Annotated in this window: 11 protein-coding genes; all 11 read left to right on the forward strand. The window is 45.1% G+C overall.

Annotated features, from left to right (window positions below; genetic code table 11):
- Position 1: 1 nt before the first annotated feature.
- The 11 genes from infB to fabV all read left to right on the forward strand — a co-directional run bounded on the left by infB (position 2) and on the right by fabV (position 12,464).
- Positions 2–2,701 carry a translation initiation factor IF-2 gene (gene infB, locus B5F53_RS10300; protein WP_087223024.1) on the forward strand — a complete coding sequence of 900 codons (2,700 nt, stop codon included), beginning with the start codon at positions 2–4 and terminating at the stop codon, positions 2,699–2,701.
- Between the two features lie 15 nt (positions 2,702–2,716).
- Entirely contained in the window at positions 2,717–3,097 is a 381-nt protein-coding gene (rbfA, locus tag B5F53_RS10305) for a 30S ribosome-binding factor RbfA (RefSeq protein WP_087223026.1), read from the forward strand.
- A 10-nt stretch (positions 3,098–3,107) separates the two neighbouring features.
- Positions 3,108–4,061, forward strand: a complete 954-nt coding sequence (locus tag B5F53_RS10310; protein ID WP_087223028.1) for a DHH family phosphoesterase — start codon at positions 3,108–3,110, stop codon at positions 4,059–4,061.
- Positions 4,062–4,065: 4 nt separating this feature from the next.
- Positions 4,066–4,953 (forward strand): tRNA pseudouridine(55) synthase TruB, encoded by an 888-nt coding sequence (truB, locus tag B5F53_RS10315; protein WP_087223030.1) that lies wholly within the window; start codon positions 4,066–4,068, stop codon positions 4,951–4,953.
- A 15-nt stretch (positions 4,954–4,968) separates the two neighbouring features.
- Positions 4,969–5,868 (forward strand): bifunctional riboflavin kinase/FAD synthetase, encoded by a 900-nt coding sequence (locus tag B5F53_RS10320; RefSeq protein ID WP_087223032.1) that lies wholly within the window; start codon positions 4,969–4,971, stop codon positions 5,866–5,868.
- 11 nt (positions 5,869–5,879) lie between these two features.
- Positions 5,880–7,526 carry a Na/Pi cotransporter family protein gene (locus tag B5F53_RS10325; RefSeq protein WP_087223034.1) on the forward strand — a complete coding sequence of 549 codons (1,647 nt, stop codon included), beginning with the start codon at positions 5,880–5,882 and terminating at the stop codon, positions 7,524–7,526.
- 131 nt (positions 7,527–7,657) lie between these two features.
- The gene (rpsO, locus tag B5F53_RS10330; RefSeq protein ID WP_087223036.1) at positions 7,658–7,924 is read left to right on the forward strand and encodes a 30S ribosomal protein S15; all 267 of its coding nucleotides are present in this window, start codon (positions 7,658–7,660) and stop codon (positions 7,922–7,924) included.
- A gap of 154 nt (positions 7,925–8,078) precedes the next feature.
- Positions 8,079–10,172: a polyribonucleotide nucleotidyltransferase gene (locus B5F53_RS10335; RefSeq protein ID WP_087223038.1), complete on the forward strand. Its 2,094-nt coding sequence runs from the start codon at positions 8,079–8,081 to the stop codon at positions 10,170–10,172.
- A gap of 3 nt (positions 10,173–10,175) precedes the next feature.
- A complete protein-coding gene (nrdG, locus tag B5F53_RS10340) occupies positions 10,176–10,667 on the forward strand; it encodes an anaerobic ribonucleoside-triphosphate reductase activating protein (protein ID WP_087223040.1) in 492 nt (163 codons plus the stop codon).
- 11 nt (positions 10,668–10,678) lie between these two features.
- Positions 10,679–11,191: a deoxyuridine 5'-triphosphate nucleotidohydrolase gene (locus B5F53_RS10345; RefSeq protein WP_087223042.1), complete on the forward strand. Its 513-nt coding sequence runs from the start codon at positions 10,679–10,681 to the stop codon at positions 11,189–11,191.
- 91 nt (positions 11,192–11,282) lie between these two features.
- Positions 11,283–12,464 (forward strand): enoyl-ACP reductase FabV, encoded by a 1,182-nt coding sequence (gene fabV / locus B5F53_RS10350; protein WP_087223044.1) that lies wholly within the window; start codon positions 11,283–11,285, stop codon positions 12,462–12,464.
- Positions 12,465–12,637 lie beyond the last annotated feature (173 nt).

Raw genomic sequence — 12,637 nt, forward strand, 5'->3', positions numbered from 1 at the left:
TATGGCAAAATTGAGAGTACATGAACTTGCCAGGGAACTGGGCAGAGAAAATAAAGAAGTAATTGAATTTCTCAAGGCACAGGGAGTGGATATAAAGAGTCATATGAGCAGTGTGGATGAGAAATTTTGTGACTTAGCGAAAAAAAGATTCGAGAATACGGGAAAGGGGCAGAAAGAGAAAGTGGAAAATCCGAATACCGAAGAAAACAAGGGAGCAGAAAACGCAGCTCCTAAGAAAAAGAAAAATATTATCCGTGTATTTCATGCACAGAATGCCAGCGATGGAAGAAGAGGTCCGAGAAGAGAAAAACGTCAGCCGGAAAAACGCCCGGCACAGGGCGCAAAAGTAAGGCCGAAAACCCAGGAGCAGCCGGTCAGATCTGCAGAGCAGAAAACAGAAGAAGTAAAGCCGGCTGTACAGAGCGCACAGACCCGTCCGGCAGCAAGAGAAGAGAACAATACCCAGGGACGTGGAAACGGCGAACAGAAAAACTTCAGAAATCAGGACAGAAGAAATAATAACAGCCGTGGGGAAGGAAGAAATTTCTCCAATAACCGGGGCGGACAGAACAATCGTCCTCAGGGAGGCGGACAGGGCAGATTTAATAAAGACGATCGTCCCAGAAATAACCGCTTCCAGGACAGAAAAGAGGGAGCTTCCCGTCCGGAACAGGGAAGAGGAAACAATAACTCCCGTCCGGGACAGCGCACATCCAGAAGAAATGACAGCGCGCCGATCTTCACTCCTGAGCTGACTAAGACTTCCAAGGACAGCAAAAGAGAAAGAGACAGAGAAAACAAGAGAGAAAATAAGGGCAAGAAGGAATTTGATAAGGAACAGTCCGGACGCCGTCCGAATCAGGGAAATGGACGCCGACCGAACATGAGAATTCCGAAAGCCCTGCAGAAACCCGCGCCTCAGCCGAAACAGGAGGAGAAAAAACCGGAAATTAAAGAGATTACCCTTCCGGAGAAGCTTACGATCCGGGAGTTGGCTGAGAAAATGAAGATGCAGCCTTCTGTCATTGTAAAGAAACTTTTCCTGGAAGGAATTATGGTTACGGTAAACCATGAGATTGACTTTGAAAAGGCTCAGGAAATCGCCCTGGACTATGATATTATTGCAGAGCAGGAAGAAAAAGTGGATATTATCGGAGAACTGTTAAAAGAAGAAGAGGAAGACGAATCCACACTGGTGCCGAGACCGCCGGTTGTCTGCGTTATGGGCCATGTGGATCATGGTAAAACCTCTCTTTTGGATGCTATCCGTAATACGAATGTAACCGACCGTGAAGCAGGCGGAATCACCCAGCATATCGGTGCTTATGTGGTAAATATCAACGGACAGAAAATTACGTTCCTGGATACTCCGGGACATGAAGCTTTTACTGCAATGCGTATGCGTGGAGCAAACGCCACAGATATTGCCATTTTAGTTGTTGCTGCCGACGATGGAGTAATGCCTCAGACAGTAGAAGCGATTAGTCATGCCAAGGCAGCGGGAACAGAGATTATCGTGGCAATTAATAAGATTGACAAACCAAGCGCAAATGTGGAACGAGTAAAACAGGAGTTATCCGAGTACGAACTGATTCCGGAAGACTGGGGCGGCAGCACCATCTTCGTTCCTGTATCTGCACACACAGGCGAAGGAATTGAAACTCTGTTGGAGATGATCCTTCTGACAGCAGAAGTCAGTGAGTTAAAGGCAAATCCGAACCGTGAAGCCAGAGGTCTGGTGATTGAGGCGGAGCTGGATAAAGGAAAAGGACCGGTAGCTACTATCCTGGTACAAAAGGGAACCCTTAATGTGGGAGACTTTATCGCAGCAGGCGCATGCCACGGAAAGGTAAGAGCCATGATGGATGACAAGGGCCGCCGGGTGAAAGAGGCGGGACCGTCCACACCAGTAGAAATTCTGGGCCTGAGCGACGTTCCCAATGCCGGTGAAATTCTGATGGCATTTGAAAGCGATAAGGAAGCGAAAAACTTTGCAGCAACCTTTGTATCTGAAAATAAGAACCGTCTGTTGGAAGAAACCAAGGCAAAACTGTCTCTGGATGATCTGTTCAGCCAGATTCAGGAAGGCAACTTAAAAGAACTCCCGATTATTGTAAAAGCAGACGTACAGGGTTCTGTGGAAGCAGTAAAACAGAGCCTGCTGAAACTTTCCAATGAAGAAGTGGTAGTGAAAGTTATCCACGGAGGCGTAGGCGCCATCAACGAGTCCGATGTTTCCCTGGCAGCTACTTCCAATGCTATTATTATCGGATTTAACGTACGTCCCGATGCTATGGCAAAACAGATGGCAGAGCAGGAAGGCGTGGATCTGCGGCTGTACAAAGTTATCTATCAGGCAATTGAAGATGTAGAAGCAGCCATGAAGGGTATGCTGGATCCTGTTTATGAAGAAAAAGTCATCGGACACGGAGAAGTACGTCAGTTATTTAAAGCCTCCGGCGTAGGTACTATCGCAGGAAGCTACGTTCTGGACGGTATTTTCCAGAGAAACTGTAAAGTCCGGATTACCAGAGAGGGAGAACAGATATTTGAAGGCGCGCTGGCTTCTCTGAAACGTTTTAAAGACGATGTAAAAGAAGTAAAAGCCGGTTATGAATGCGGTCTTGTCTTTGACGGATTTAACGATGTGAAGGAAGAAGATAAAGTAGAAGCCTATATTATGGTAGAAGTCCCCAGATAGATTCGAGGTAAAAAGATGAGAAAAAACAGTATAAAGAATACCAGAATTAATGGTGAAGTCCTAAAGGAACTAAGCAACATCATTCGCAGCGATTTAAAAGATCCCAGGATACATCCCATGACATCTGTAATGGCTGTGGAAGTGGCGCCGGATCTGAAAACCTGTAAGGCCTATATAAGCGTTCTGGGCGAGAAACAGGTGAAAGAGGAAACCATGAAAGGCCTTAACAGCGCAGTGGGATTTATCCGCCGGGAACTGGCAAAAAATCTGAATCTGAGGAACACCCCGGAGATTCGGTTTCTGCTGGACGAATCCATTGAATATGGAGTTCATATGTCAAAGATGATTGACGATGTGACAAAGAAAGACTCTTCTGATTCAGGAGAGGAAGACTAGGAGGGGGATTATGGAAAAGATTTCAGAAATTTTAGAAGGGATACAGACCCTTGGGATTGCGGGCCATGTGAGGCCGGACGGCGACTGCGTCGGTTCCTGCATGGGATTATATCTTTATGTAAAAGAAAATTATCCGCAGATACAGACGGATATTTATCTGGATCATCCCAAGGAAGTCTTCGGGTATCTGGACAGAATGGATGAGATCAAAATGGAAACCGCCGGAGAAAAACATTATGATGTTTTCATCACACTGGATGTAAGCAGCAAAGAGAGAATCGGTCTGGCAGGAGAGTATTTCGATACCGCCAAAAAAACCGTATGCATTGACCATCATATCAGCAATTTGGGATTCGGACAGATTAATTATATTAAAGGCGGCATCAGTTCTGCTTCCGAGGTTCTTTATAATCTGCTGGATGAAGAGAAGATCAGCCGTTCCGTGGCAATGGCGATTTATACGGGAATCATTCACGATACAGGCGTTTTCCAGTATTCCTCCACCTCTCCCGATACGATGCGGATCGCAGGAGAATTAATGAAAAAGGGATTCAATTTCAATAAAATTATTGATGAATCTTTTTATCAGAAAACCTATATCCAGAATCAGGTCATGGGACGGGTGCTGGCGGAAAGTATTTTACTGCAGCACGGAAAACTGGTTGTGGGCTATATGAAGAAAAAAGATATGGATTTTTACCGGGTGGACGGAAAGGATCTGGAAGGAATCGTCAGTCAGCTCCGTTTAACCAAAGGGGTAGAGGCGGCCATTTTTATCTATGAGAGCCAGCCCCAGACTTTTAAAGTCAGTCTGCGTTCCAATGGAGAGGTAGATGTAAGCAAGGTGGCTGCATTTTTCGGCGGGGGCGGGCATGTCCGCGCTGCCGGCTGTGATATGTCCGGTTCCATGTATGACGTAATTAATAATCTTTCCGATCAGATTGCAATACAGCTAAAGGATTGAGACGATGGACGGAATACTGAATATTTACAAAGAAAAAGGATATACTTCTCATGATGTGGTTGCCAAACTGAGAGGAATACTGAGGCAGAAAAAAATAGGCCATACCGGAACTCTGGATCCCCAGGCAGAGGGAGTTCTTCCCGTATGCGTGGGAAAAGCCACAAAGCTGTGTGATCTGCTGACAGAAAAGGAAAAGGGATATATTGCCGTTCTGAGGCTGGGTGTGGAGACAGATACCCAGGATATGACGGGAACTGTCCTTAAAGAACATCCCGTACATGTGACGCAGGAGCAGGTGAAAGAGGTCATTCAGAGTTTTCTGGGAAATCAGATGCAGATTCCTCCGATGTATTCTGCACTGAAAATTCAGGGAAAGAAGCTGTATGAACTGGCAAGGGAGGGAAAAGTCGTGGAACGTCCTCCCAGACCGGTGGTTTTTTATAAGATAGAGATCCTGGAAATGAAATTGCCCTGTGTGAAGATAAAAGTGCTCTGTTCAAAAGGTACGTATATCCGTACCCTGTGTCATGACATCGGAGAACGGCTGGGATGCAAAGGATGTATGGAATCCCTGCTTCGCATTCAGTCCGGGGATTTTCTTCTGGAGGATTCCCTGCGTCTGTCCCGGATAGAAGAACAGATGCAGGAAGGGACCCTGGAGGATTCCCTGATTTCCATAGAAGAAGTATTTAAGAATCTGCCTTTTCTGAAAACCCGTGGGGAGGGTGACAGGCTGCTTCATAATGGAAATCCCTTAAACACCTCAGAGGCAGAAGGAGCACAGCAGAAAGGATGGGTACGCGCCTATGACAGCAGAGGAAGTTTCGTGGGGATTTATCAGTGGAAACCGGATAAGAGGAGATTTTATCCGGTGAAAATGTTCTATTCATAAGGCAGGAGACAGAAGATGGAATACAGAAGAACCAGTGAAAAACCGAATAACATACAAAAAAGTGTCATAACTCTCGGGAAATTTGACGGTCTGCACCAGGGGCACAGGAAATTAATCAGCCAGGTGCAGAAAACAGGGCGAAAAGAAGGATACCAGACAGTTTTATTTGCCTTTGATGTATCCCGTCATATGATTTGGACAAAGGAAGAGCGGTGCCGGAAAATAGAACAGATGGGAATCGACTATTTTATTGAGTGTCCTCTGGATGAGAAACTGCGGCATATGCATGCGGAAGACTTTGTGGAGAAAATCCTGGTTTCTAATTTCCACGCGGCGCATCTGGTTATCGGGGAAGATTTCCGGTTCGGTTTTGAACGAAAGGGAAACGCCCGGTTATTATGTGAAATGGGGAAAACATATGGATTCCAGGTGGATATAATTCCAAAGGAAATGGACGGACACAGAAAAATCAGCAGTACTTATGTGAGGGAGCAGCTCAATGAGGGAAACATGGAAAAAGTAAATTTTTTACTGGGAGATACGTATTCTGTAACCGGTGAAGTGCTTCACGGACGGGGACTGGGACACAGAAAACTGATTCCGACCACCAACCTGGTTCCTCCCAGGGAAAAGCTTCTTCCTCCGAACGGGGTATACATTACAGAATCTGAGTTTGAGAACAGACAATTTCGGGGAATCACCAATATCGGTTACAAACCTACAGTGGGCGGCGAGAGCTTCCTGGGGGTTGAAACCTATTTATTCGATTGCTGTGAAGACTTATACGGTGAAAAATCTGAAGTGAGATTCCTGAAATTTATGCGTCCGGAACGAAAATTCTCTTCGTTAGAAGCTTTAAAAGAGGAACTTCTCAGAAACGCAGAGCAGGGACGAAAGTATTTTGATGAGATGTAAGGAGAAAAAGTATGATAGAGATAGCTCTTGGCCTTATGGGCGGTCTGGGCCTGTTTCTGTTTGGAATGAAACAGATGAGCGATGGCCTGGAAAAAGCTGCCGGAGCCAAAATGCGGTCGATTTTGGAATTTTTTACAAAGAGTCCGCTCAGAGGAATTTTAGTAGGAACATTTTTTACAGCAATCATACAGTCTTCCAGCGCGGCCACTGTGTTAGTTGTCAGCTTTGTAAATTCAGGACTGATGAACCTGTATCAGGCGGCCGGCGTAATTATGGGGGCAAATATTGGTACCACAGTCACTTCTCAGTTAATTGCCTTTAATCTGTCGGCTCTTGCCCCTGTATTTATTATGGTCGGCGTTATTATGCTGATGTTCTGCAGCAAACAGAAGGTAAAACAAATCGGTGAAGTCCTTCTGGGATTCGGTGTGTTGTTTATGGGGCTTTCCACAATGGGCGATTCCATGGCGGTTCTGAAAGAGTCTGCTTACATTGTAGGCATTATGAGTTCTCTGCAGAGCCATTTTCTAGCCCTGTTAATCGGTATTGCTGTAACGGCAGTACTCCAGAGCTCTTCCGCTACGGTCGGTGTGGTCCTGCTTCTGGCAAACCAGGGACTTCTGGACATCCATATCTGCCTGTTCATTATTATGGGATGTAATATCGGTTCCTGCGTATCAGCTCTGATTGCCAGCCTCAGCGGCAAAAAAGAGGCGAAAAGAGCAGCGATGATCCATTTGCTGTTTAATATTTTTGGTACAGCGGTAATGTACCTGATTTTCACTCTTGCATTAAATCCGATTGCAGACTTTATTATCAGAATTTCAGGAGCAAACCCGGGACGAGAAGTAGCCAATGCCCATATGATGATTAAGATTGTGGAAGTGTTTATGCTGTTCCCGTTTATCAAACCGATTGTAAAATTAACTTATGTAATTATTCCGGGAGAAGAAAAGGCGAAAGAAGAAGAATTTTCTCTTCAGTATATCGGTGCAAAATCCATGCTGTCACCTACCACAGCCGTATTTGATGCCACCAGAGAACTGGAACGGATGGGACAGATGGCCATTGGCAACCTGCAGAGGGCAATGAAGTGTCTGAACGAGCCCAGGGAACAGGAGATTCAGAAAGTTTTTGAAATGGAAAAATATATCAATTTCCTGAATCATGCCATTACAGATTATCTGGTGAAAATTAATCAGACGACCCTCCCGTTGGACGATGCGAGAAGTATCGGAGGACTGTTCCATGTTGCAAACGACATTGAACGAATCGGAGATCATGCGGAAAATGTGGCAGAGGCGGCTCAGACGAAAGCGGCCCGCAGTCTGGAATTCAGCGAGGAGGCCAAAGGTGAGCTTGCGCAAATGCTGGATATGGTAGTGAAAATCACCACCTATTCCCTGGATATGTTTTCCCATAATAATCAGGAACATATGGAGGAAATTCTGGAAATCGAGGAACAGGTAGATGAGATGGAGCGCAGTCTTCAGGAATCCCACGTACAGCGGCTTACCAGGAATGAATGCACTCCTGCTACAGGAATGCTCTTTTCTGATGTGGTTTCCGGACTGGAAAGGGTTTCTGACCATGCCACAAATATTGCCTTCTCCCTTTTGGAAGAGGAATATCCTTCTCAAAATAAGGGAGAGGATTAACAAAAAGTTATTTACATACCAGTATGAGTGTGCTATACTTAGGCAGTATGAATTGAGCCCATATTCAGAAACCGGAGTCTCCGACCGTTTCTTAATATGCGGGGATTAAAAATCAAGGAGGAATTAGAAAGATGATTTCTAAAGAAAAGAAAGCTGAAATTATGAAAGAATATGCAAGATGCGAAGGTGACACAGGTTCACCGGAAGTTCAGATTGCAGTTCTTACAGAAAGAATCCAGGAGCTGACAGAGCATTTAAAAGTGCATCATAAAGATCACCACTCCAGAAGAGGTCTTTTAAAGATGGTTGGTCAGAGAAGAGGACTTCTGACTTACTTAAAGAAGAAAGACATCGAAAGATATCGTCAGTTAATCGAGAGATTAGGATTAAGAAAATAAGAGTCAAAGATAAGGCTGCTGCATTTTGCAGCAGCCTTTCATCATGAAACCGACAGAACTTAAGTTCCGGGACTACTGAAAAACTCATTTGCTTAAAGTGGTTTTTTCAGTTGTTTCGGAATTCTGTCAGACAAATTTAAAAGGAGATTAAAATATGTACAAAAGTTATTCTATGGAGTTAGCGGGCAGAACGTTAACTGTTGACATTGGCAGAGTTGCAAAGCAGGCAAACGGCGCAGCTTTAATGCATTATGGAGATACCACCGTATTATCTACGGCAACTGCTTCCAAAGAGCCCAGAGAAGGGATTGATTTCTTCCCTCTGAGCGTGGAATACGAAGAGAAAATGTATGCGGTAGGAAAGATCCCGGGAGGATTCAATAAGAGAGAAGGAAAGGCAAGCGAACATGCCATTTTAACTTCCCGTGTCATTGACAGACCCATGCGTCCCTTATTTCCAAAGGACTACCGTAATGATGTAACTCTCTGCAACATGGTTATGAGCGTGGATCCGGAGTGTAATCCGGAAATTCCGGCGATGCTGGGTGCTTCTATTACTACCTGTATTTCTGATATTCCTTTTGACGGCCCCTGCGCTACCACACAGATTGGCTTAATCAACGGAGAATATGTTGTAAACCCGAGCCTTGCCCAGAAGGAAATTTCTGATTTGCAGCTTACTGTGGCTTCTACCAGAGAAAAGGTAATTATGATTGAAGCCGGGGCCAACGAAGTTCCGGAAGATAAGATGATTGAGGCAATCTACAAAGCCCATGAAGTCAACCAGGAAATCATTGCTTTTATTGATAAAATCGTAGCAGAATGCGGAAAACCGAAACATTCTTATGAAAGCTGTGCAGTACCGGAAGAGCTGTTTGAAGCAATTAAGGAAATTGTACCGCCGGAAGAAATGGAAGTGGCCGTATTTGCAGATGAAAAACAGATACGTGACGAGAACATCCGCGCCGTAACAGAAAAACTGCAGGAAGCTTTCGCAGAGAAAGAGGAGTGGCTGGAAGTTTTAGGAGAGGCTGTTTACCAGTATCAGAAAAAGACAGTCCGCAAGATGATTCTAAAAGACCACAAACGTCCGGACGGCCGTGCCATTAATGAGATTCGTCCGTTGGCTGCAGAAGTGGATATTATTCCTAGAGTTCATGGTTCCGCCATGTTTACCAGAGGACAGACCCAGATTTGTACGGTCACTACTTTAGCTCCTCTGGCAGACGCTCAGAGACTGGACGGACTGGATGAATTTGAAACATCCAAAAGATATATGCACCATTATAATTTCCCATCCTATTCAGTAGGTGAGACGAAACCGTCAAGAGGACCGGGAAGACGTGAGATCGGACACGGCGCTCTGGCAGAGCGTGCCCTGGTACCGGTACTTCCCACCGAGGAAGAGTTCCCATATGCCATTCGTACCGTATCCGAGACTTTTGAATCCAACGGTTCTACTTCTCAGGCCAGCATCTGTGCATCTACCATGTCACTGATGGCAGCCGGCGTTCCGATTAGAAAACCGGTAGCAGGTATCTCTGCAGGCCTGGTGACAGGAGAAAGCGATGACGATTACCTGGTTTTAACTGATATTCAGGGTCTGGAAGACTTCTTCGGCGATATGGACTTTAAAGTAGCAGGAACCCATGACGGAATCACTGCTATTCAGATGGATATTAAGATTCATGGACTGACCCGTCCGATTGTGGAAGAAGCAATCCGCAGAACCAAAGAAGCCAGAGAATACATTCTGTCTGATATAATGGAACCCTGCATTGCGGCTCCGCGTCCTCAGGTAGGAAAATATGCGCCGAAGATTGCACAGATGAAAATTGATCCCCAGAAGATCGGCGATGTAGTCGGACAGAGAGGAAAAACCATCAACGCTATTATCGAACAGACTGATGTGAAAATCGATATTACCGATGACGGATCCGTATCCATCTGCGGCCTGGATCAGAGAAGCATGGACGAGGCAAAACGCCTGATTGAAGTGATTGTTACTGATTTTGAGGAAGGACAGATTCTTTCCGGTAAGGTAGTCAGCATAAAAGATTTCGGAGCTTTTGTAGAGTTTGCTCCTGGAAAAGAGGGAATGGTTCATATTTCCAAGATCAGCAAAGAACGGATTAAGAGAGTAGAAGATGTATTATCCCTGGGAGAGCAGGTGACAGTTATCTGCCTGGGCAAAGATAAGATGGGAAGAATGAGCTTCAGTATCAAGGATGTGCCGGAAGAAGAGTAAATCATGAGGTATCATAATATAACAAAGGACGATATGTTAAACGGGGACGGCCTGCGGGTTGTTTTGTGGGTGGCGGGCTGTTCCCACTGCTGCCGGGAATGTCATAACCCTGTTACCTGGGATGTCAACGGGGGACTGCCCTTTACAGTAGAAGAGAAACAGGAAATTTTCAGGGAACTGAATAAGGACTATATCAGCGGAATTACTTTTTCCGGAGGGGATCCTCTTCACAGCGCGAATATAATGGATGTTACAGAACTTGCAAAAGAAATCCGGGAGAAATACCCGAAGAAGACCATCTGGCTGTATACAGGCGCCCTGTGGGAAGAAGTCTGCAAAGAAGAAATTGTCCGCTATCTGGACGTGTTGGTAGACGGGGAATTTGAGGCAGATAAAAAAGATGTAACTTTGCACTGGAAAGGCAGCAGCAATCAGAGAGTCATTGACGTTCCTGCCACCTTAAAAGCAGGCGACGTTGTATTATACGCAGAATAGAGGGAGAGCCGATGAAAAGAATTGGAAAGTTTCATAAAGTCAGTTTTGACCAGTTTTCCCGGGACTGGACAGATACGTTTGGAGAGAGCGCCAGAGGAACCATTCAGGAGATTTATGATTCCATAAAACTTCCGAAAAGAGCCACGGCCGGAAGCGCGGGATACGATTTTTATACACCGGTAAGCGTTACTTTAGCTCCGGGACAAACCGTTAAAATTCCCACCGGTATCCGTGTGGAGATGGAAAATGGCTGGGTTTTGAAATGTTATCCCAGAAGCGGACTGGGATTCAAATTCCGTCTGCAGTTAAACAATACCGTAGGAATCATTGACAGCGATTACTTTTATTCAGATAATGAAGGCCATATCTTTGCCAAGCTGACCAATGATACCAATGAAGGAAAGACCGTAGAACTGAGTCCGGGGACAGGTTTTATGCAGGGGATTTTTGTGGAATTTGGAATTACTGTAGATGACGACGCCACGGAAATCAGAAACGGCGGATTGGGAAGTACAACAAAATAGAACGCAAAAAGACTTGATCTCTTCTGATTTTGTGTTAAAATAATTTGAGAATCAAAGTAAATAAGCAAGGGAAAGCTTAGGGAGGAATTTGATGATTATTGAACCGAAAGTCCGGGAATATATTTGTACAACGGCACATCCAAAGGGATGTGAGGAAAGTGTAAGACGTCAGATTGCGTATGTGAAATCACAGAAAAAAATGGAAAACGGCCCAAAACGTGTACTAATCATCGGAGCTTCTACAGGATACGGACTGGCATCCAGAATTACGGCGTCTTTTGGCTGCGGTGCAGCTACGTTAGGCATTATGTTTGAACGTCCCAGCAACGGGAAAAGAACAGCTACTGCCGGATGGTATAATACGGCGGCTTTTGAAAAGTTTGCCAAAGAAGAAGGCTTATATGCCAAATCTCTCAATGGAGACGCTTTTTCAGCAGAAATGAAAGAAAAAGTGATTGAAACCATTAAGAATGACTGGGGAAAGGCGGATATGGTCATTTACAGTCTTGCCGCACCCAGAAGAACCGATAAGGACGGAACTGTATATACCTCTTCGCTGAAAACAACCGGAGATGCCTTTACGGAAAAGAGTCTCGATCTGAAAAATAATACCGTAGGGGAGAAGACCATCGAGCCGGCTACGGAAGAAGAACTGAAAGGAACCATAAAAGTTATGGGCGGGGAAGACTGGGAAGACTGGATCCATGCGCTGACAGAAGCAGATGTGCTTACAGAAGACGCAGTGACCATTGCTTACTCTTATATCGGCCCTGAGCTTACATATCCCATTTACTATAACGGAACCATTGGAAATGCGAAGAAGCATCTGACAGAAAGCGCAAAACGGATCGGAAAGAACTATCCGGTGCAGGCCTATGTATCGGTAAATAAAGGTCTGGTAACTCAGGCAAGTGCAGCAATTCCTATCGTACCGCTGTATTTTACTATCCTATATAAGGTGATGAAAGAGCAGAACGTACATGAGGGATGCATCGAACAGATTGCCCGTCTCTTCGAAGACAGACTGTATAATGGTTCTGTGAAAACAGACGAAGAGGGTATGATTCGGATTGACGACTGGGAACTGGACGAAAAGGTACAGTCAGAAGTGAGAAAAGCCTGGAAAGAAGTAACTACTGAAAATATGAAACAGTATTGTGATATTGACGGTTACTGGGATGATTTCTATCATATGTTCGGTTTTAACTATGACAATGTAGATTATCAGGAAGATGTGGATCCGATGGTGGAAATCCCAAGTTTACAGGCATAAAGAGAATATGGAAGAACCGGCGAAATGAAAAACTCTATGTGATACAGTAAAAAAACGACCAGACAGACATGATACAGGTCTCCTGGTCGTTTTTTCTAGTGCGCCTGGCGGCGCACGTTTCTTAAGGGTGCAAGTCCCAAATCCGCCCGGTAGTGGGAAGGACATAGCCGAAG

It is taken from the genome of Blautia sp. An249, from assembly GCF_002159835.1.
GTDB classification, from domain to species: domain Bacteria; phylum Bacillota; class Clostridia; order Lachnospirales; family Lachnospiraceae; genus Blautia_A; species Blautia_A avistercoris.

Coding starts and splice junctions, on each gene's coding strand:
- rbfA (WP_087223026.1), top strand. CDS start 2,717: ATGAGAAAAAACAGTATAAAGAATACCAGAATTAATGGTGAAGTCCTA.
- B5F53_RS10345 (WP_087223042.1), top strand. CDS start 10,679: ATGAAAAGAATTGGAAAGTTTCATAAAGTCAGTTTTGACCAGTTTTCC.
- B5F53_RS10320 (WP_087223032.1), top strand. CDS start 4,969: ATGGAATACAGAAGAACCAGTGAAAAACCGAATAACATACAAAAAAGT.
- B5F53_RS10310 (WP_087223028.1), top strand. CDS start 3,108: ATGGAAAAGATTTCAGAAATTTTAGAAGGGATACAGACCCTTGGGATT.
- nrdG (WP_087223040.1), top strand. CDS start 10,176: ATGAGGTATCATAATATAACAAAGGACGATATGTTAAACGGGGACGGC.
- infB (WP_087223024.1), top strand. CDS start 2: ATGGCAAAATTGAGAGTACATGAACTTGCCAGGGAACTGGGCAGAGAA.
- B5F53_RS10325 (WP_087223034.1), top strand. CDS start 5,880: ATGATAGAGATAGCTCTTGGCCTTATGGGCGGTCTGGGCCTGTTTCTG.
- fabV (WP_087223044.1), top strand. CDS start 11,283: ATGATTATTGAACCGAAAGTCCGGGAATATATTTGTACAACGGCACAT.
- B5F53_RS10335 (WP_087223038.1), top strand. CDS start 8,079: ATGTACAAAAGTTATTCTATGGAGTTAGCGGGCAGAACGTTAACTGTT.
- truB (WP_087223030.1), top strand. CDS start 4,066: ATGGACGGAATACTGAATATTTACAAAGAAAAAGGATATACTTCTCAT.
- rpsO (WP_087223036.1), top strand. CDS start 7,658: ATGATTTCTAAAGAAAAGAAAGCTGAAATTATGAAAGAATATGCAAGA.